Here is a 19,732-nt window from a genome sequence, read left to right as displayed (position 1 = left end):
CGGGCCGTACGGTGGTCGGCATGAACGGCTACGGGGTCGGTGGAGAGCCGACCGTCGAGTGGGATGTCCTGGACAGCGGCATCGGTCCGCTGCTGCTCGCGGCGACCGCGACCGGCCTGGTGACCGTGGCCTTCCACGCCCGCCCCGCCGTCCGGGACGCGGCACTCGACCGGTTGCGGACCCGGTTCGGCACGGAGCCGGTGGCGGCGCCCGGTTCGGCACGGCTCGCCGAGCCGATACGCGAGCTCGCGGCGTACTTCGCGGGCGAGCCGCGGGACCTCGGCCTCGCTCTGGACTGGTCGCTGACCTCCGGCTTCCACCGTGAGGTGCTCCGCGAGCTGGCGTCCGGGGTGCCCTACGGGACGGTCGTGGGGTACGGCGAGCTGGCCGCGCGGGTGGGCCGGCCGGAGGGGGCCCAGGCGGTGGGCGCGGCCATGGGGGCCAACCCGCTGCCGGTGGTGGTGCCGTGTCACCGGGTGGTGGAGAGCGACGGGGGCCTGGGCGGATTCAGCGGGGGTCTGGAGACCAAGCGGCAACTGCTGGCGCTGGAGGGGGTGCTGCCGCAGCCGCTGTTCTAGACGGTTCGCAGGCCGGGGTCACCGGTGCCACCGCCCGCCGGATCCGACACCAGCGCCCGAAGCTCGTGGAGTGCGGGGTTGGCCGCGATGGCGGGATGGTTCCCGGCCAGCCACGCGGTACCGGTGGCGACGAATGCGCGCACCGCCGCGGCGTAGTCCTCGACCGCGCATCGCGGGGGCTCGGCGGGGGCTCGGCGCGACGAGGTGAACGTCACCCGGTCCCCCGTGACTTCGAGCCGGATCACGTAGGAGCTCTCGGTGAAATCGATCTCCGCCGAGCCGTTCGCGTACAGGCCCCGGAGGGTGTGCGCCAGGGTGAACATGGTGTCGACGAGGGGCTCCCGCGCCCCGGACAGAAACGCGTGCCCGCCCACCTCGAAGTCGGTCCGGTACGCGAACCATCCGTAGCGCAGGTCCGTCGCGCTCAGAGTGGCGAGCCCGATCCGCCCGTCACGCCAGGCGCGCTCGGCCCCTGCGGGGATGTCCATGTCACTGTCGGGCGTGAAGCCGATGTTCAGCATGTTCCGTCCTGATCGTCGTGCTCGGTCCTGATCGTCGTGCTCGGTTCGTGCGGAGCCGAAGGTGCCGGCCTCGCGAGGGGCGTTCACCCGCCCGGGTGCACGGCGGCGGCCGAGCGGTGGCACACTGCGCCGGTGACGCGTCCCCTCTCCCTCCCCCCGGTCCCGGCCGTCGGCCTGCCCGCTCTGCAGCGCCGGACGTCGGCCGTGCTCATCGTCAGCCAGATACTCGGCGGCCTCGGCGTCGCCATCGGTATCGCCCTGGCCCCGATGCTCGCCGCGGAGGTGAGCGGATCGGAGGCGCTGTCCGGCCTCGCGCCGACCGCGTCCGTCCTCGGCACGGCGCTGCTGTCGCTGCCGCTGGCCGCCCTGATGACCTCCCGGGGCCGCCGGTCCGGGCTGATGCTCGCCTATCTGATCGGTGCGCTGGGCGGCGGCCTGGTGGTCCTGGCCACGATGCTGCCGAGCTTCCCGCTGCTGCTGCTCGGCATGGCCGGGTTCGGCGCGGGGTCGCTGGCCGGTCTCCAGGCGCGGTTCGCCGCGGCCGACCTGGTGGGGCCGGAGCGGCGGGGGCGGGCGATCTCCACCGTCGTCTGGGCGACCACGATCGGCTCGGTCCTCGGCCCCAACATATCGGCCCCGGCGAGCCGGCTGTTCCGCGGTACGCCGGTGCCCGAGGCGGCCGGGCCGTTCCTCTGCTCGGCCGCCGTGTTCCTGCTCGCCGGACTCGTCGTGGCGCTCGCGCTGCGCCCGGATCCGCTCCTCACCGCCCGCGCCCTGGCCCCCGAGGGCCCTGAGGGGCCGCCGAAGGGCTCCCTGCGCGCCGGGATCGAGGCCGTGCGCGCGTCGCCGATGGCGCGGCTCGCCCTGGTGACGGTCACCGTGTCGCACACCGCCATGGTGTCGATCATGGTCATGACCCCGGTCGACCTGAGCCGGCACGGTGCCGGTCTCCAGTTGATCGGGCTCGTCATCAGCGGCCACATCGCGGGCATGTACGCGTTCTCGCCGTTGATGGGGTGGCTGGCGGACCGGCTCGGCCGGCTGACCGTCATCGGGCTGGCCGTCGGACTGCTGAGCTGCGCCGCGCTGCTCGCGGGTACGGCCGGACCCCGGCACGGGCAGACCGCGGCGGGCCTCTTCGTGCTGGGTCTCGGCTGGTCGGCGGGGATGATCGCCGGGTCGGCGCTGCTCACCGACGCGGTGCCGCGGTCCGCCCAGGCGGCGGTGCAGGGTCTTTCGGACCTGACCATGAGCGCGGCGGCGGGCGTCGGCGGGGCGACGGCCGGGGTGATCGTCGCCCAGTGGGGGTACGGGCCCCTCAACGCGATGGGCGCCGCGCTGCTGCTGCCGGTCGCCGTGCTCGCCCTGCGCCGGAGCCTGCGGCAGCGGCCGGACGCGGGGCCGGGGCCGGGGGCGGTCGGCGGCTGACCCGCGCGCCCCCGGTCCGGGCCCTCTGTGCCTCGGGACCTCGCCCCGGCCGCTCCGTCGGGGAGTCGTCGTCCTCAGAGGCTGATGTGGTACGCCTTGCGGAGCGTCTCGTGAACCGTCCACGTCGTCCGGTCGCCCTCGCGCAGGACGCAGGCGCCCCCCGGGCCGATCTCCAGCGTCGCCCCGCCCTCGACCGCGACCGTCGCCCGGCCGCTGACGACCACGAACAGCTCGTTCGCCTCGGTGTCGGTGACCACGCCGGGCGTGATCTGCCAGATGCCGCGGATCTGCTTGCCGTCGGGCGATTCCCACAGCACCTTGCCCGTCACCACGGGATCGCCCGAGACGATCTGCGCCGGATCGAGGGGCTCCGGTACGAGCTCGGCGTCCGGGATGTGCACGGCGAAGGAGGCGGGGACCTGGTCGTTTGTCGTCATGGCCGGTCACCTTAGCGACCGCTTCCGGCCACCGGGTGACCAGGACCCGCCGGAGAACGTCCGGCCGTGGTTTGCGCCCCTCCCGGCCGCGACAGGGATGGGGCATGCCTCAGAACTCACCAGAACCCTACGAGCCGGTGCTCTCGGCAGAGGTGCGCGCGGCTCTGAGCGCCGGTCCGCCCGTCGTGGCGCTGGAGTCGACGATCATCGCGCACGGTCTGCCGCGGCCCCGCAACCTCTCCGTGGCGCGGGAGCTGGAGGGGCTCGTCCGGTCCGCCGGAGCCGTCCCGGCCACCGTCGCCGTTCTCGACGGCCGGGCCCATGTGGGCCTCAGTGAGGACCTGTTGGAGCGGGTCGCCGAGGATCCGACGGTACGCAAGCTGGGGCACCGCGATCTCGCCCCGGCGCTCGCCGCCGGGGCGAGCGGGGCGACGACGGTGTCCGCGACGGCTTTCCTGGCCGCGCGGGCGGGCGTCGGCGTCTTCGCGACGGGCGGGCTCGGCGGCGTACACCGGGAGTGGACCGCCGACCAGGACGAGTCGGCCGATCTGCGGCTGCTCGCCCGCACCGGGATCACCGTGGTCTGCGCGGGCGTGAAGTCGATCCTCGACGTTCCGGCGACCCTCCAGCGGCTGGAGACCCTCGGCGTCTGTGTCGTCGGCTACGGCACCGGGCACTTCCCCGGCTTCTATCTGAGCACTTCGGGCGAACCCGTCGACTGGACGGTGCACAGCCCCGAGGAGGTGGTGGAGGTGGTCCGGGCGAGGGAGGCGCTGGGCGGGCCCGCGTCCGCGCTGATCGTCGCCAACCCCGTAGCGGAAGCGGATCAGTTGGATCCGGCCCTGCACGACCGGGTGCTGGCGGAGGCGCTGGACGCGTGCCGGGAGCGGGGCATCTCGGGGCAGGGCGTCACGCCGTTCCTGTTGGACCAGCTGATGCGGCGGACCAGGGGCGCGTCGCTGGAGGCGAACCTCGCGGCCGTACGCGGGAATGTGACGCTCGCGGCACGGATCGCCGTCGCGGCGGCCGCCCGGTGAACCGTCCGGCGGCGGGCGGCGGACTCCTGGTGGTGGGGGAAGTCGTCACGGACGTGGTGGCGCGGTACGGGTCGGCACTCGCGCACGGTACGGACACGTCGGCCCGGATCCGGACCCTGCCGGGCGGCGCGGGGGCCAACGTCGCCTGTTGGGCGGTGCGTTCGGGCTGTGCCGACGTGCGGCTGCTCGCCAGGGCCGGGGCGGGGTCCGCCGACTGGCATCGGGAGGCGTTGGCGCGGGCGGGGGTGCGGGCGTTCCTGGCGGTGGACGAGGAGGTTCCGACGGCGACGGTGATCGCCCTGGTCGACGCGGCGGCCGAGCGGACGTTCCTGACCGACGCCGGGGCGGTGCTGCGGCTCGCCTCCGACGACTTCGCGCCGTCGATGCTGGAGGGAGTCGGGCGGCTGCATCTCTCCGGCTACCTCCTCTTCGCGCCGTCGAGCCGGGCGGCGGCGCTGCTCGCCCTGCGGACCGCCGTGGAGCGGGGTGTTCCGGTGAGCGTCGATCCGGCGTCGGCCGGTTTCCTCGGCGAGCTGGGGCCGAAGCGGTTCCTGGAGTTCGCGGAGGGGGCGGAGCTGCTGCTGCCGAACGCGGACGAGGCCCGGCTGCTCACCGGACTGCCCGAACCCGATGTCGCGGCGGCCGAGTTGAGCCGGTGGTTCCCGCGCGTCGTCGTCACCCTGGGCGCGGGGGGCGCGGTGGTGGCCGCAGGGGGTGAGGTGATCGGCCGCGTTCCCGGCGCGGCGGTGCGCGAGCCGGTCGACTCGACGGGGGCGGGCGACGCGTTCACCGGCGGGTTCCTGGCGGCCCTGCTGGCCGGGGCGGACGAGGTGACCGCCGCGGCCGAGGGCTGCCGGGCGGGGGCGGCGGCCGTGGCGACGGTGGGCGGGCGGCCGCCGGTTCACTGACAGCAGGTGCCGTACCGCGCTCGGTTCACCCGCTCTCCGGCAGCCCCGACCAGGCCGGGTGGGCGGGGTCGTCCGCCCGGACCACCACGTCCGCCCGTTCGGCGGGCGCCACCTCGTCCTCGTACCGGGCGAAGGCGGGCAGCGTCCAGCGTTCCGGCTCCGGCGTGCGCCGCCGCAACGCTCCCGGGGACAGCCGCAGATGAACGGTGAGCGCGAACGGGAACCAGTGCCCCAGCAGGAACGGCCCGTGCACGACGACCACCCCGCCCTCGGGCAGGGCGTGGTACGGGGAGCGGGTGGCCCGGTCCGTCACGGGGTCCCAGAGGTCGGGCAGCACCCGGCCGGAGCCGCCCGCCTCCAGCGGCCCGAACACCTCGCGCCACAGCGCCCCGGTGTCGAACCAGCCGTCGAGGTACGCGTCCGCGTCCTGCTTCCCGTACTCGAAGCGGAGACTCGCCGGGCGCAGGAACCCCTCGGTGGGGACCACCAGGACCGAACGGCCGAGCAGCCGCAGCTCGTCGGCGAGACGTTCGGCCCTCTCGCCGGTGCGGGCGGCCGGTGCGCCGTCGATCCCGAGGGCGAGCCAGGGCCCGCCGTCGGCGGCGGACAGCCCGTCGCCGTACCGGGCCAGTTCGCCGGCCAGCCGTTCCCAGGTGATCGCTTCGAGTCGCACGGTCCCATCATCGCCGTACCGGCGGGAGAGCGCCCCGGACGGGCGGTTCACTCCCCGCGCAGCTCCGCCGCGAGCGGGCTGTCGCCCAGCACCTCGACGCGGCCGTCCTTCACCGCCTCCGCGAGGGTCGCCCCGCCCCGCGCCAGCTCCAGGCAGACCTCAGCGCCGAGGACGATCCGGGCGTCGGGGCGGTCTGCGGGACCGTAGCCGTACACCGCCCCGTACGCCTCCGCGCCCGGCAGCGCGGCCCCCGCTCGGCCACCGACACGGAGGTGGAACTCCCCCTCGTCGAGGCGGACTTCGAGGACGCCCTCCCGGGTGAGTCCGGTGAGAGCGCCGAGCAGCGGCAGGGCGGACCAGTGGGCCCGCACCGCGTCGGTCGGGCGGCGCTCGGCGAGGGCGGGCGCGCCCCACTCGGCGAGGGCGGTGAGCACGGGCAGCAGGCCGAGGCCTCGCTCGGTCAGCTCGTAGACCGACGCGGCCGACGGGGGCGGCAGCTTGCGGCGCAGGGCCAGCCCGGACTGCTCCATGTCCTTCAGCCGGGAGGCCAGCACGTCCGTGCTGACGCCGGGCAGGTCGGCGTGCAGGTCCGTGTACCGGCGCGGCCCGCCCAGCAGTTCACGGACGATCAGCAGGGTCCACCGGTCGCCGACGGAGTCGAGGGCGCGGGCGGTGGCGTCGAACTGGTCGTAGCTCCGGCGGCGGACGGGGCGTGCTGCTGGACGTGCTGCTGGCTGCTGCTGACGTGGCATGCGACGCAGTCTAGACATGTTGTTGGACTTTCCAAGCTCAAGCTTGGTAAAACCAAGTATCGCAATTCGGCTCGGGAGGCAGCGCATGGAGTTCCGGCAGTCCAGCAAGCTCAACGAGGTCTGCTACGAGATCCGGGGCCCGGTCATCGAGCACGCCAACGCCCTGGAGGAGGCGGGCCACAGCGTGCTCCGGCTCAACACGGGCAACCCCGCGCTCTTCGGCTTCGAGGCGCCCGAGGAGATCGTCCAGGACATGATCCGGATGCTGCCGCAGGCCCATGGCTACACCGATTCGCGCGGCATCCTCTCGGCCCGGCGGGCGGTGGCCCAGCGCTACCAGTCGATGGGGCTGACCGAGGTCGGCGTGGACGACGTGTTCCTCGGCAACGGGGTCTCCGAGCTGATCTCGATGGCCGTGCAGGCGCTGCTGGAGGACGGCGACGAGGTGCTGATCCCGGCCCCGGACTTCCCGCTGTGGACGGCGGTGACCACGCTCGCGGGCGGCAAGGCGGTGCACTACGTCTGCGACGAGGAGTCCGACTGGAACCCGGATCTCGCCGACATGGCGTCGAAGATCACCGACCGGACCAAGGCCGTCGTGATCATCAACCCGAACAACCCCACCGGCGCGGTCTATCCGCGCGAGATCCTGGAAGGCATCCTCGACCTGGCCCGGCGGCACGGGCTGATGGTCTTCGCCGACGAGATCTACGACCAGATCCTGTACGACGGGGCCGAGCACCACAGTGCGGCCGTCCTCGCCCCGGACCTGGTCTGCCTGACCTTCAGCGGCCTGTCGAAGACGTACCGGGTGGCCGGGTTCCGTTCCGGCTGGATGGTGGTGTCCGGTCCGCACCAGCACGCCCGCAACTACCTGGAGGGCCTGACGATGCTGGCCTCCATGCGGCTGTGCCCCAACGCGCCCGCGCAGTACGCCATTCAGGCCGCGCTCGGGGGCCGGCAGTCCATCAAGGAGCTGGTCGCCCCGGGCGGCAGGCTGCACGAGCAGCGCGACCGGGCGTGGGAGCGGCTGAACGAGATCCCCGGCGTCTCGTGCGTGAAGCCGAAGGGCGCGCTGTACGCCTTCCCGCGCATCGATCCGAAGGTCCACAGAATCGTGGACGACGAGAAGTTCGTGCTGGACCTGCTGCTGCGGGAGAAGATCCAGGTGGTGCAGGGCACCGGCTTCAGCTGGCCGCGCCCGGACCACTTCCGCATCCTGACCCTTCCGTACGCTGATGACCTCGACGCGGCGATCAGCCGCATCGGCCGCTTCCTGAACGGATATCGCCAGTGACCTGTGCCCTCTGCTCCGTCCCCGTCCATACCCAGTTCGCCACGCCGGAGCTGGTGGGGGCGATCGTGGAGGGCGGGCTCGATCCGGCCGAGGACCCCGGCTGGGCCGGTTCGGGGGCCGGTTCGCCCGCCGAGTACGCGCGCTGGGCAGGTCATCTGTGCGGTATGACCTGTCTGCGCATGGCGCTCGGCGGCGACGCCCCCTCGCTGTTCGCGCTGCGGGACGGGGCGCTGAAGTACGGGGCGTACACGGAGGACGTGGACGGCACGATCCGGGGCCTGGTCTACGCGCCCTTCGCGGAGTACGTCAGCGAGGTGTACGGGCGCGAGGCCACGGTGCACCGGCACCTGGACGTGGCCGAGCTCCCCGGGTTGCTGGACGCGGGCCGGACCGTGCTGGCCTCCGTCCACTACGGGATCCGGCATCCGGAGCGGCCGGCTCCGGGGCGGGGCGGGCATCTGGTGCTGGTGACCGCGCGCACGGCGGACGGGGCGGGCGTCCACTTCCACAATCCGTCGGGGACGGATGCCGGGACGCGGGCGGCCGTGCTGCCGCTGACGGAGTTCGAGCGGTTCTTCGCGGGCCGGGGCGTCTCGCTGGGAGCAGCGGAGGCATCGGAAACGGGAGCGGGCCCGGAGGCGTAGCCGGCCTCCGGGCCCTGTGAATGCCACCCATCTGGCACGCCGGCACGTTTAAGGGTCCGGGTCAGTCATGATGTCGTCGCGTCCTGCCTTTGGACCACCGCAGATCGGAGCTCTGCGGGCCGGACTTGAACCGGCATCTCGACGCGCGCGGGCCCGGGCCCGTTCGATCCGGCGATCGGCGGCGAATGCTGAGTCTGGAGCAAGAGTCTGAGATTGACGGCGGTCTGCCTCTGCCTGCTTGGGCTACTCCGGCCCGTGCCGGAGGGAGGAGTTGAACCTCCACTGGGACCGCGCCTTCACGACAAGCTTCAGTTTCAGCTTGCGCTCCTCGCGCACCCCGGCCCCCTTGATCGGCGGCCGGGGAATCCATGGTCGGTCACCCGAAGAGGTAACCGAATACCGCATCACCCACCCGCTGGTCGGTGACCTCCGCGCCGTTGGCCTCCTCGCGGGCGAACTTCACGGCCTGCTGGAGCTTCTCGATCCGGTCCAGCAGTTCGTTGACGCGCCGCGCGGGCAGGGCCCCGGAGAACTTGACGGTCGTCCAGTACCCGACCGGGATGTCCTCGTAGTACACCTCGACCTGCGCCGGGTGCTTCTCGGTGGCCTCCGCCTTCACATGGTTGCGGGGGACCTTCTTGGTGCGGAGCGTACGGACCGGCTCGGTCTTCCAGGAGTCGGTCGACGGGTCCTGCACCCAGGCCTCGGCCGCGTCCAGGACGGGCAGCTTGCGGACGAAGGTGTTGAGGTCGGTCAGCTGCTTCTCCAGGAAGAGGAGATACGCCACCGGCACCTCGCTCACCAGCACCCGGCCTTCGACCTTCACATCGGCCCGGGCCGAGCAGTTCGCCCAGTCCTTCGTGGCGGTCACATCGAAGAGGCGGGTCAGCGTCGTCGCGGTCTCCCGCAGCACATCCTCGGCCTTGACCTGGACCAGCGTCGACTCGGGCGGAAGCTGTTCGCCCTCCTCGTCCTTGGGCTGGTAGGTACGGGAGATCCCGGCCAGCAACGCGGCCTTCTGGAGGCCGTGATGGGCCGCCGTCAGGTCCTGGTGCGCCTTGGACTTGACGCCCTTCTCCACTGCGATGATCTGATTGAGTTTCGCCACGTCGAGGACGCTAACAGGGTCAACGCCCTGGTGGCCAAGGGTTTTACCGTACGTAGTGGGGGTCGTCGTCCCCGGCCGTGTCCGGGACGGAGTCGCCGGCGAGCAGGGCTTCGAGGGCGGAGACCGGGTCGGGGTCCGGGGCGGCGCGCGGCCACCAGTCGTCGGCTCCGGGGTCGGACTCGTAGCCGTACCAGCGCAGGTCCTGGCCGAAGCGGAGCTGGAGCGAACCGGCCGGGTGGGTGAGGTGGTTGCGCCAGGGTGTGAAGCGCGGGAACCCGGCGGCGGCGAGCGCGGGCCTGGCCCGGTCGAAGGGGCCGGCCGGCGGGTCCCAGGGTGTTTCCAGGGCGGCCAGGCCCTCCGCCTCGCCCTGGCGCCAGGCGGCGACGGCGCGGGCCAGGTCGGTGGTGGTGCGGCCGGTGGCGTACGCCAGCTCGCGGTAGAGCGCGCGGGTGGTGGCCGTGAGTCCGGCGGTCGGGCGCGCGGCGGCGAGGCGGACGGCGTCCTGCCACTCGGTGAGCCCGGCCAGCGGATCGCGGCCGGTGGTCAGCAGGGCGTGGGCGCGGGCGACGGCGTCGGTGGCGAGGGCGTCCAGGCCCAGCGGGTCGCGGGCGCCGGGCAGGTCCGGGTACGACGGCGGCTGGCCGGGGTGCGGTGGGGCGGGGCGGGGCGCCGGGAGCGGCGGCAGGAAGCGGGCGGCGAAGGCGTCGCCCGCCGCGACCGAGGGCATGGCCGGGGCGGCGGGGCGCTCCCGGGCGGAGTGTTCGGCGTTGCGCCGGGCGAGCGCGTCCAGCAGCTCGCGTTCGCCCCGGCCCCGCATCAGCAGCAGGACGAACGGGTCGCTGTCGAGCAGCAGCGCCGTCTGGAAGCAGAGAGCGGCGACGTGCTTGCAGGGCCGCCCGTGGTCGGGGCAGGTGCAGCTGGGGTCGAGGTCGTCGGCGGCGGGCAGCAGCCGGACACCGGCTTCCTCGGCCGTACGGGCCAGAGAGTGCGGCATCTCCTTGGCCAGCAGCGCGGACAGATGGCCGGGCCGGGCGGCGACCGCGTCGAGCAGGGCCTCCCAGCCCGGGTCGGCGAAGGTGCGCAGGCGCAGCTCGGCGCGGTAGGGGCGGGCCCGGCTGCCGTGCACATAGGCGACGACGCGGCCCGGGGTGACGGTGATCGCGGCGACCTGGCCGTCGTCGGCGTACGCCCGGCCGCGGGCGAGGCGGGCCTCGTCCATCGACAGTGTCTCCAGCGCGTCCACCCAGGCCCGGCCCCACCAGCTGGCCGCGAAGGGTTCGCCCTCGGCGGAGGTGCGGGCGGGCACCGCTTCGAAGGTGCGCCGCAGATCGTCCGGGCCGATCCGGGCGCGCGGGGCGGATCTGCGGGCGGCCGGGCCGGTGGTCGGGCGGGGGCTCATGCGCGGGCTCATCCGGGCCTCCGCAGGGACACGAGGTCGGCGAGGTCACGGTCGCTCAGCTCGGTCAGCGCGCTCTCCCCGCTGCCGAGCACCGCGTCCGCCAGGGCCCGCTTGGACTCCAGCAGCTCGGCGATCCGGTCCTCCACCGTGCCCTCGGTGATGATCCGGTGGACCTGGACGGGCTGGGTCTGGCCGATGCGGTACGCCCGGTCGGTGGCCTGCTCCTCCACGGCCGGGTTCCACCAGCGGTCGAAGTGGACGACGTGGGCGGCCCGGGTGAGGTTCAGCCCGGTGCCGGCCGCCTTGAGGGAGAGCAGGAAGACGGGCACCTCGGCGGACTGGAAGCGGTCCACCATCCGCTCCCGTTCGGGCACCGGCGTACCTCCGTGCAGGAGTTGGGAGGGGATCGCGCGGGAGGCGAGGTGCGCGGAGAGGAGCCGCGCCATCGACACGTACTGGGTGAAGATCAGGACCGAGCCGTCCTCGGACAGGATGGTGTCGAGCAGTTCGTCGAGGAGGGCGAGCTTGCCGGAGCGGCCCGTGAGCCGGGTGGGCTCCTCCTTCAGATACTGGGCGGGGTGGTTGCAGATCTGCTTGAGCGAGGTCAGCAGCTTCATGATCAGGCCCCGGCGGGCGATGCCCTCCGCCCCCTCGATCTGCGCCATCGTCTCGCGGACGGCCGCCTCGTAGAGCGTGGCCTGTTCACGGGTGAGGGACACGGGGTGGTCGGTCTCGGTCTTGGGCGGCAGCTCGGGGGCGATGCCGGGGTCGGACTTCTTGCGCCGCAGGAGGAAGGGGCGCACCAGCCGGGACAGCCGCTCGACCGCTTCCTCGTTGCCGAGACCGGCGGCCGTGTCCGTGTTCTCCACGATCCGGGCGTGCCGGGCCCGGAACGCCTTGAGCGTGCCGAGCAGTCCGGGGGTCGTCCAGTCGAGGAGCGCCCACAGCTCGGAGAGGTTGTTCTCGACGGGGGTGCCGGTGAGGGCGACCCTGGCCGGGGCGGGGATGGTGCGCAGCGCCTTGGCGGTGGAGGAGTGCGGATTCTTGACGTGCTGCGCCTCGTCGGCGACGACCAGGCCCCAGCTCTGCTCGGCGAGCTGGACAGCACTGGAGCGCATGGTGCCGTAGGTGGTGAGGACGAACCCGCCGTCCGGATCGCTCAGGCTCCGGTCCGTGCCGTGGAAGCGGCGCACGGGCACGCCGGGGGCGAAGCGGTTGATCTCGCGGTGCCAGTTGCCGAGGAGGGATGCGGGGCAGACCACAAGGGTGGGCGAGGGGTGCGCCCGGTGCAGATGGAGGGCGATGAGGGTGATCGTCTTGCCGAGGCCCATGTCGTCGGCGAGGCAGCCGCCGAGCCCGAGCGAGGTCATCCGGTCCAGCCAGGCCAGACCGCGCAGTTGGTAGTCGCGCAGCGTCGCGTCGAGTCCGGGCGGCGGTGCGATCGTCGTGTCGTCGGTGAGGAGACGGGTCCGGAGCGCGGCGAGGGCCCCGGCCGGGACGGCGTCGACCCGTTCGCCGTCCACCTCGGCGCTGCCGGTGAGGGCCACGGCCAGCGCGTCCACCGGATCCAGGAGCCCCAACTCCCGCTTGCGCGCCTTGCGTACGAGGGCTGGATCGACGACCACCCACTGGTCGCGCAGCCGCACCACCGGGCGGTGCGCCTCGGCCAGGAGGTCCATCTCGGCCTCGGTCAGCCGCTCGTCGCCCAGGGACAGCTGCCAGTCGAAGGCGAAGAGGTGTTCGGCGTCGAAGAAGGACGTGCCGTCGGTGGCGGATCCGGGCGCGGGCCGCACGACGGCGGCGGCGGTGAGCGAACGGGCCAGCTCGCGCGGCCAGCGCACCTCGACCCCGGCGGTGGCCAGCCGGGCTCCGGCGTCGCTCAGCAGCTCGTACAGCTCGTCCTCGGTGATCGCGAGCACATCGGGGACGGGCTGTCCCAGGAGGCGTTCCAGCGGGGCCCAGACCCGGGCGGCGCGGCGCAGGGCCAGCACCGCGTCGACCTGGGAGCGCGGCCCGAAGGGCTCGCCCGCCCCGCCGTTCCACAGGGCCGCCGCGTCCACCACGTACGTCGGGTCGGCGAGGCTGTGGACCTGCACGATCGCCGCCGCGGCGGGGCGGACCGCCGGATCGTCCGCGTGCTCCGGCCGGGCGGGACCGCCGGCGGTCTCCGCCTCCTCGCGGTCGGCGGTGAGGGCGTAGGTGTCGGCGGTGTCGAACAGTTCGTACGCGGAGAGGTCCAGGCGCAGCGAGACCCGCACACCCGCGTCGAGGCCCGAGGCCACCTCGACGGCCCAGGCGGCGGCCCGGGGCAGATGCTGGGGCTCGCGGGCGGCGAACGGCGCGCCCATCGCGAACGCGGCGGCGGGCGTGCGCGGCAGTGTGTCGGCGACGGCGTCCAGGAAGGCGCCGGTCAGCGCCTCGGGGGCGGGCAGCCGGGGCGGCGCGGAACCGGGGACCGGCACCGCGTGCCCCTCGGGCGGCAGGGCGGCGGCGACCGCCCGCAGATGCGCGACGTCCTCGGCGTCCGAAGGACCGGCCCGCCAGGCGTCGTGGCCGTCCGCCGTGAGCCCGGGCAGGAGCCGACCGCGGGCGACGAGGTGGAGGCCGTGCAGGGCGGCCGCGCCCCAGCAGCGCGTGGCGGGGTGGGCGGACGCCTGCTGCCGGGCCCGGACGAGCAGGGGCAGCGCGTCGGCCACGGACAGCAGGGCGGCGGGCACCTCGGTCGTGCGGACGCTCCCGGGGCCCGCGGCGCCGTCCGGCCGGACGACCGTGAGCCGGGCGGAGGTGTACGGAACGGTGTCGGGGCGTGCGAGCGCGTCCGCGTACGCGAAGGGCACCCCGGTCCGCTCCGGCGGGGGGTCGGCGCGCCACGGGTCGCCGTCGCCTCGGGGGCCACCGTCGGAGTGGGGGTCCCAGAAGGCGATGCGGCCTTCCCTGGGCACCGGTCCCGGCAGGAAGACCGCGGGGTGGCGCAGCAGGCGGGCGACATCGGCGGTCCGCGCCTCGCCCTCACGGGTCTGTTCCGTCATGTCCACTCCCCCTCCCACTCGATCCCCGGTCTCCGTCGGCACGGATTGTGCTGACTCAGCGAGTCTAGGCGGGAGGTCTGACACTGCGGACGCCCGCCGCATCACCGCAGCTCAGCGGCGCATCGACTGGTCGATCGACCGGCCGGGAGTACGTCCGTACGCGCCCGGCTCCGGGAGCGGACCGCCACGCTCGGTGAGGGCCGCGGGGCTGGGCCCGACGGACCCCCGTCCTCCCCGGCTCGCCCGGTCGGCCGCGCTCGGGATGCCGGGGGCCGCCGGGCCGGGCAGGGTGGCCAGCGCCAGCACGTCTTTTCCGACGTACCGACTTCACCGGACGAGCACCGGACGAGCAGACGAGGACCCGCCCATGTCCGTGACCGCTACCGTTCCCCGCCGACGCCGCCTCGCCCTCGCCGCCGGAGTCTCGCTGCTCGCCCTCGCCGCCACGGGCTGCTCCGGGCTCGGCCGCACCGCGGTGGGCCCGGTGACGTACACGACGGAGCGCGAAGCGGTGATCCAGGTGAACAGCCCGTCGGTACGCGGCTGCCACCGGATCGCCCCTGCGGGAGCCCACGAGGTGGAGAACGGGACGCTGGTCGACGTGATCCTCTACCGCACCCGTGACTGCACGGGCCGGGGGACGACCTATGTGCCGACCCGCTTCAGCGACGTCACGGCGCCGGGCAGCGGCCCGTGGCGCAGCTACAGCTTCGTGCACTGACCCCGCGAACCGAAGACCTGCCCGGTCAGAGCGCCGGGCGGGCCAGCAGCCAGGTGCCGTCGTCGGTGAGGGTGCGGTCCACCGCGAGCCCGGCCGCCGCGAGGTGCCCGGCGAGGTCCTCGTCGGACAGCTCCCGCGACAGGAAGGTCTGCGTCCACCGCGCGTCGTCGAAGTGATACTCGGCGCGCACCGAGCGCACCCCGTCACCCACCGGCTCCGCGGCGACGATCCGGACCAGGCACCCGGACGGGTCGGTCCGCTCCCACGGCAGCTCCGAGCGGTGCGCCACGCCCTCGCGCTGGACGAGGACGATCCCGCCGTCCCGCACATGGGCGCGGCAGACGCGCAGCATCCCGTCGCGCACCCGGTGCTCGCCCGCGTGGACCAGGAACGAGCCGAGCAGCACCACATCGAACCGCTCGTCCCCCAGGTCCAGCGACTCGATGGGACTGCGCACCGTACGTGCCCCGACGATCTCCGCCAGCATCTCCGGCGACTCGTCCACCGCCGTTACCCGGAACCCGCGCTCCACCAGCGGGTGGGTCACCCGGCCCGCCCCGCAGCCCAGTTCGAGAATGCTCGCCCCCTCGGGGGTCGCACCCGCGATCACGTCCGGCTCCTCGCCGACGGCCAGCCGGCGATACAGCTCCACCGCGCATCCGTCCGGCGTGATGGCTCCGGGACCCGTCCCCGCGTACCCCTCACGGACCAGTGATTCGCCCATGGAGGAGGAACGAGCCGCCACCGGGCGCGGTTCCCCGCCTCCCTCACCGTTCCGTCCGCCGCTCCTCCCGTTCCGTCCGCCGCTCTTCGTTCCGCCGCCGGGTGGGTCCATGCTGGAGAGTGAGGTGATCGCCATGCGTACGGGCAGTGAACCCGTGACCGCCCGCAGTCCTCTCCGGATGCGGCTCTGGCTGAGCCTGTGGGGAACGGTCTGGGCCCTCTTCGGCCTGGTGGCCTTCTCGATGAACGGGCGGCCGGGCTGGGCGGCGGCCTGCGCGGTGGTGCTGCTGCTCGCGGTGGTGGACCTCGGCGTGATCACGTACCGGATGCGCCAGGGCCCGCACTACCAGCCGGGCCGTGACGTCCCACCGTACGAACCGGACCACGGCGACGGCCGCCCGCACGGGCCGGGCCCCGGAGCCGCCGACGGCGGAGGACGGACCGGCACCGGAGCCCCCTAGGACTTCTCGCAGGGCGGATCGTAGGGCGGCCGGCCGACGTACCGCTGCCATTCCTCCTGGCCCAGCGCACCCGAACTCGCGGCGCAGATACGGTTGATGGAGGACTCGACATCGAGGTCCCAGAGGGTGGCCACGCCGTCGTCGGTGGTGGCCGCCAGGGTGCGGCTGTCGGGGCTGAACGCCAGAACGGCGACGAACCCGGTCTCCACGGTCAGCGGCTGTCCGATGGGGGCGGGATGGTCCGGATCGGTGACGTTCCACCGGTGGATGGTTCCGTTGTCGGTGTGGCCGCCCGCCGCGAGCGTCTTCCCGTCCGGGCTGAACTCCACGGACCACAGGCTGCCGCCGGGGACGATCAACGGCTTGCCCCTGCGCTTCTTGAGGTGGTGGGGGTCGGTGGAGTCCCAGAGGGTGATGACGCCGCGGCTGTTCCCGGTGGCGAGGGTACGCCCGTCCGGGCTGAACGCCACCCAGGTGCTGGTGGCGGCCGGCTGCTCGATCTTCTTCCCGATGCGGGCTCCGGGTTGCTCGGTGCTCCACAGTCCGACGGTGCCGTTGCTTCCGTCGCCGCCGGCCGCCAGGACCGATCCGTCGGGGCTGAAGGCCAGGGACAGGACGGACTTCCCGCCCGAGCCGGAAACGCCGGACGCGGAGACGGGGTGTGCGGGATCGCTGACGTCCCACAGGGCGATTCTGCCGTTCTTGTGGTCCCCGGCAGCGGCCAGCGTGTTGCCGTCGGGGCTGAACGCGACGGCGAGGATCAGCCCGTCCGCTCCGGTGAGGGGTTCGGACAGCCGGACGGGACGGCCGGGGTCGGCCATGTTCCACAGGGTGACGTTGCCACCGCTGTCGCCTGCCGCCAAGGTACGTCCGTCCGGGCTGAAGGCCACGGCGTTGACCGGTTCCTTCCGGCCCACGAGCGGCTCGCCGCGCGGAACCGGGTTGTTCGGGTCGGCGGTGTTCCACAGGGAGACGGTCGCGTTCTGGTTCGCCGCGGCCAGGGTGCGTCCGTCCGGGCTGAACGCCACGGACGCCACGTTCCCTCCCGCGCCGGGGATCCGGGTCGGCGGCAGGCTCCACAGGTCGACGTTGCCGTCGGAGTTGCCGGCGGCGAGAGTCCGGCTGTCCGGGCTGAACACCACGTCGGTGACCTGGGAACCCGGGCCGGTCAGCGGTCGGCCCAGGAGGGTGATGGTCTTGGGGTGGGTGACGTTCCACAGGTGGATGCTGTGGTCGGCGCTGCCCGCCGCGAGGGTGGTTCCGTCGGGGCTGAACGCCACCGATATGAAGGGCTGAGTGGGGCCTTTCAACGGGTTGCCCAGGCGGGTGGGGCGGTCGGTGTCGGCCCCCTTCCACAGGTGGACCGCGCTGTCCCTCGCCCCGGCGGCCAAGGTCCGGCCGTCGGGACTGAACGCGAGAGCGTTGACGGGACTCCCGGCCTTCACAGTTCCGCCGCGGTCGGGACGGTCCGGGGCGGTGAGGTCCCACAGGCCGATCGTGCCGTCTTCGTCGCCGCATGCCGCGGCCAAGGTGTGTCCGGCGGGACTGAAGGCGATCCAGCGGGAGAAGACATCGGGGCAATGGAGGTTCACCGGCTTCCCCACGGGGCGGGCGTCGTCGGGGCGGGTGACGTCCCACAGGCTGACCAGGCCCGCGTGCCATCCGGCCGCCAGCGTCCGGCCGTCGGGGCTGAACGCCAGCGACTCGACGGACGTCGCGGCGTCGAAGCCCTCGACGCCAGGACTCTTCAGCCGTCCGAGCAGGACGGGGTGGCTGGGGCTGGTCAGGCTCCACAGTTCGGTGAATCCTCCGGAACCGCCGTCGCCGTGGTCGGTGGTGTGGCCGGCGATGGCCAGCACCCGGCCGTCCGGGCTGAACGCGAGCGACCGGATCGACGTCACGGAACGGTCCACCGGCACGGGCCGGTCCAGCGCGACCGGGCGTCCGGGATCGGAGACGTCCCACAGCCGGACGAGGTTCTGGCGGAGGTTCCCGGCCGCCAGCATGTGCCCGTCGGGGCTGTAGGCCACGGTTTGCACCCAGTCCGGTGGGCCGGGAAGCCGGGTGGCCAAGGGTGTGTTCACGGTCGTGATGAGCCGGGACGCCGCGTCCGCCGTCGGCTCCATGCGGTAGGAGGTCAGCGCGAGTTGGGCGGACAGCGAGGGGTCGGTCGGCGCCAGCTGTACGGACGCGGAGGTGACCGCGGCGTTGATGGCCTTGTCGCGGTCCTCCTCGGCTCGTGCGGTGGCGGCCCTGGCCTGGGACTCCTGCCGGAAGGCGAACACCGCAACCGCCGAGGCGATGACGGCCAGGGCGGTGATGGTGGCGACCGCCGCGCGCCGCATGTGCTGCCCACGCCGCTGGTGGCGGTGGGCGGCCGCCAGGAACGCCCGTGCGGAGCCGCTGAGTTCCGTACCACGCGTCTCCGACCAGGCCAGGGCGGCCGCCAGCCGGTTTCCGCGATACAGCGCGGCGGCCTCCCGGCCGGCCTGTTCCCAGGCCGCGGCCGCCTCCTCCACCTCCTGTCGTACGAGGTTCCCGTTGCGGTCGTGCTCGATCCAGCCCCGCAGCCGGGGCCAGGCGCGGATGAGCACCTCATGCGTCATCACGACCGTGTCCCGGTCCCGTGTCAGCAACCGGCCCCGGGTGAAGTCGTCCAGGACTCTGGCGGCGGCCTCCGGGTCCGGTGCGTTACGCAGCAGTTCGTCGTCCCGGACACGGCGGCGGCTGTCGTCGGCGTCCCGCCCGACGATCACGAGGCGCAGGAACACCCACCGTGCGGCCTCGTGGCAGGGCGGCGGCAGAGTGTCGTAGAGCCGGTTCGCCGTGGTGGCGATGGCGCCCTGGATGCCGCCGGTCACCCGGTATCCGTCCACGGTGAGTGTGTGACCGTGACGCTGCTGCCAGGTGGCGCGCAGCGCGTGCGCGAGCAGGGGCAGCCGTCCCGTGCCGCCCGTACCGGCCGGCCCGTCCACCGCGCCCAGGTCCGCCAGCAGTACCTCCACCAGGCCGTCCTCGACGTCGAGTCCGACATCGGCGGCGGGGCGCCGGATCGCGTCCTTGAGTTCGGCCTGCGTCATCGGCTCCAGCAGGACCGGTCCGGCCCGGAGCGCCGCCCGGAGCTGCGGATGAGCTGTACAGGCGGCGTAGAAGTCCGCGCGTACCCCCAGCACCACGACCGCACCGCCCTCGGGCCGGGCGAGACGGTCGAGCACGTCGATGAGCCATTCCCGTTCGGTCTCGTCGCCGCAGGCCGTGAAGACCTCCTCGAACTGGTCGACCACGACGACCAGACCCGTGGAAGGGGTCCGGTCGGTGGACACCGTCTCTTCGGCCGTCTCTTCGGCCGCGGTGATCTCTCGCAGTTCGGCCACACACCGTGCGGGGTCGGCCCGCCACGTCGGCACGGTCCGCCGGGCGGTCTCGGCGTCGAGCCCGGCGGCGGCCGCCACCGCCTGGGCCGGGGAGGCCGTCGGGGTGAGCAGCAGCCGGGGCCAGGTGCTGGAACCCGCCACCGGAAGCCGGCCCTCGTCGAGGGCCGGCAGCACCCCGGCCGCGAGCAGGGACGACTTGCCGGCCCCCGAAGGGCCGATCAGCACCAGGGGCCCGCCCTCCCGCATGCGGGCGTCCATCCGCTCGCACACGAGGTGGACCATGCGTTCGCGGCCGTGGAACCACTGCCGGTGCTCGGCGCTGAACGGGGCCAAGCCCGGATACGGGCACTGCACCCGGTCGGCACCCGGACCGGGCACGGTTCTGCGTCCCTCGTCACCGTGGCGGACGTGGAGGTCCCGGCCCGCCTGGTAGAGGCTGCCGCCGCCGGTCACACTCCCCTGCTGATTCCTCGGCTGCCAGCGGGGCGGCCTGGCGGGGGGCGGCGGGGCGCCGGTGCTGTTCTCCGTCACGGCCGGCCGCCCCTGGTGACGCTCGTGTCCATGTCCTCTTCTTCTCCCTGTTCCTCAGCGCGCGTCGGCGCTCTCAACGCGCGCCGGCCGTCTCAACGCCCATCAGCCGCT

At 73.7% G+C, this 19,732-nt stretch carries 18 protein-coding genes; 8 read left to right on the top strand and 10 right to left on the bottom strand.

All coding sequences use genetic code 11. The features are described from left to right. The first annotated feature begins 20 nt into the window (after positions 1-20). Positions 21-578 carry a methylated-DNA--[protein]-cysteine S-methyltransferase gene (locus tag IE140_RS09500; protein WP_093442754.1) on the top strand — a complete coding sequence of 186 codons (558 nt, stop codon included), beginning with the start codon at positions 21-23 and terminating at the stop codon, positions 576-578. On the opposite strand, the gene IE140_RS09495 is transcribed toward IE140_RS09500, so the two are convergent. Then, complete coding sequence (locus IE140_RS09495; RefSeq protein WP_150197792.1) at positions 575-1,099, bottom strand: hypothetical protein; 525 nt, start codon at positions 1,097-1,099, stop codon at positions 575-577. The genes IE140_RS09500 and IE140_RS09495 overlap by 4 nt on opposite strands. A 204-nt stretch (positions 1,100-1,303) precedes the next feature. Here IE140_RS09495 and IE140_RS09490 point away from each other — a divergent pair, with 204 nt between their 5' ends. Continuing rightward, entirely contained in the window at positions 1,304-2,527 is a 1,224-nt protein-coding gene (locus tag IE140_RS09490; RefSeq protein ID WP_150197800.1) for an MFS transporter, read from the top strand. Between the two features lie 74 nt (positions 2,528-2,601). On the opposite strand, the gene IE140_RS09485 is transcribed toward IE140_RS09490, so the two are convergent. Then, the gene (locus IE140_RS09485; RefSeq protein ID WP_150197794.1) at positions 2,602-2,964 is read right to left on the bottom strand and encodes a cupin domain-containing protein; all 363 of its coding nucleotides are present in this window, start codon (positions 2,962-2,964) and stop codon (positions 2,602-2,604) included. Positions 2,965-3,068: 104 nt separating this feature from the next. On the opposite strand from IE140_RS09485, the gene IE140_RS09480 reads away from it, so the two are divergent. Continuing rightward, positions 3,069-4,001 carry a pseudouridine-5'-phosphate glycosidase gene (locus IE140_RS09480; protein ID WP_150197796.1) on the top strand — a complete coding sequence of 311 codons (933 nt, stop codon included), beginning with the start codon at positions 3,069-3,071 and terminating at the stop codon, positions 3,999-4,001. Next, positions 3,998-4,909: a carbohydrate kinase family protein gene (locus IE140_RS09475; protein ID WP_150197798.1), complete on the top strand. Its 912-nt coding sequence runs from the start codon at positions 3,998-4,000 to the stop codon at positions 4,907-4,909. Before IE140_RS09480 ends, IE140_RS09475 begins: the two co-directional genes overlap by 4 nt. Before the next feature lie 25 nt (positions 4,910-4,934). On the opposite strand, the gene IE140_RS09470 is transcribed toward IE140_RS09475, so the two are convergent. Further along, entirely contained in the window at positions 4,935-5,582 is a 648-nt protein-coding gene (locus IE140_RS09470; RefSeq protein ID WP_032778463.1) for a nucleoside/nucleotide kinase family protein, read from the bottom strand. A gap of 47 nt (positions 5,583-5,629) precedes the next feature. Then, on the bottom strand, positions 5,630-6,334 hold the full coding sequence (locus IE140_RS09465; protein WP_229826735.1) for a winged helix-turn-helix transcriptional regulator: 705 nt from the start codon (positions 6,332-6,334) through the stop codon (positions 5,630-5,632). 85 nt (positions 6,335-6,419) lie between these two features. Between IE140_RS09465 and IE140_RS09460 the strand changes: the two genes are divergently transcribed. Then, positions 6,420-7,631 carry a pyridoxal phosphate-dependent aminotransferase gene (locus IE140_RS09460; protein WP_032761480.1) on the top strand — a complete coding sequence of 404 codons (1,212 nt, stop codon included), beginning with the start codon at positions 6,420-6,422 and terminating at the stop codon, positions 7,629-7,631. Then, complete coding sequence (locus IE140_RS09455; protein ID WP_093442764.1) at positions 7,628-8,275, top strand: cysteine peptidase family C39 domain-containing protein; 648 nt, start codon at positions 7,628-7,630, stop codon at positions 8,273-8,275. Before IE140_RS09460 ends, IE140_RS09455 begins: the two co-directional genes overlap by 4 nt. Positions 8,276-8,651: 376 nt before the next feature. Here IE140_RS09455 and IE140_RS09450 read toward each other — a convergent pair whose 3' ends face one another. The 4 genes from IE140_RS09450 to IE140_RS09435 form a co-directional block, all read right to left on the bottom strand. After that, on the bottom strand, positions 8,652-9,383 hold the full coding sequence (locus tag IE140_RS09450; RefSeq protein ID WP_032761482.1) for a DUF7873 family protein: 732 nt from the start codon (positions 9,381-9,383) through the stop codon (positions 8,652-8,654). A 43-nt stretch (positions 9,384-9,426) separates the two neighbouring features. After that, a complete protein-coding gene (locus IE140_RS09445) occupies positions 9,427-10,782 on the bottom strand; it encodes an SWIM zinc finger family protein (RefSeq protein WP_189460275.1) in 1,356 nt (451 codons plus the stop codon). An 8-nt stretch (positions 10,783-10,790) separates the two neighbouring features. After that, positions 10,791-13,811: an SCO1167/SCO6262 family helicase gene (locus tag IE140_RS09440; RefSeq protein ID WP_150196714.1), complete on the bottom strand. Its 3,021-nt coding sequence runs from the start codon at positions 13,809-13,811 to the stop codon at positions 10,791-10,793. 111 nt (positions 13,812-13,922) lie between these two features. Next, positions 13,923-14,117: a hypothetical protein gene (locus IE140_RS09435; RefSeq protein WP_150196715.1), complete on the bottom strand. Its 195-nt coding sequence runs from the start codon at positions 14,115-14,117 to the stop codon at positions 13,923-13,925. 61 nt (positions 14,118-14,178) lie between these two features. On the opposite strand from IE140_RS09435, the gene IE140_RS09430 reads away from it, so the two are divergent. Beyond that, positions 14,179-14,532, top strand: coding sequence for a hypothetical protein (locus IE140_RS09430; RefSeq protein WP_032778320.1), 354 nt, complete (start codon positions 14,179-14,181; stop codon positions 14,530-14,532). A 25-nt stretch (positions 14,533-14,557) separates the two neighbouring features. On the opposite strand, the gene IE140_RS09425 is transcribed toward IE140_RS09430, so the two are convergent. Next, positions 14,558-15,256: a class I SAM-dependent methyltransferase gene (locus IE140_RS09425; RefSeq protein WP_150196723.1), complete on the bottom strand. Its 699-nt coding sequence runs from the start codon at positions 15,254-15,256 to the stop codon at positions 14,558-14,560. A gap of 109 nt (positions 15,257-15,365) precedes the next feature. Between IE140_RS09425 and IE140_RS09420 the strand changes: the two genes are divergently transcribed. Beyond that, positions 15,366-15,716 carry a DUF6343 family protein gene (locus tag IE140_RS09420; protein WP_150196716.1) on the top strand — a complete coding sequence of 117 codons (351 nt, stop codon included), beginning with the start codon at positions 15,366-15,368 and terminating at the stop codon, positions 15,714-15,716. On the opposite strand, the gene IE140_RS09415 is transcribed toward IE140_RS09420, so the two are convergent. Continuing rightward, positions 15,713-19,621 carry an nSTAND1 domain-containing NTPase gene (locus IE140_RS09415; protein ID WP_150196717.1) on the bottom strand — a complete coding sequence of 1,303 codons (3,909 nt, stop codon included), beginning with the start codon at positions 19,619-19,621 and terminating at the stop codon, positions 15,713-15,715. The two genes, IE140_RS09420 and IE140_RS09415, sit on opposite strands and share 4 nt — an antisense overlap. Positions 19,622-19,732: the final 111 nt, after the last annotated feature.

Origin of the sequence: Streptomyces parvus (genome assembly GCF_014648875.1) — a bacterium.
Classification (GTDB): Bacteria; Actinomycetota; Actinomycetes; order Streptomycetales; family Streptomycetaceae; genus Streptomyces; species Streptomyces parvus.
Note: the sequence above shows the minus strand (reverse complement) of the source record. Positions and strands in the feature narration are given on the sequence as shown.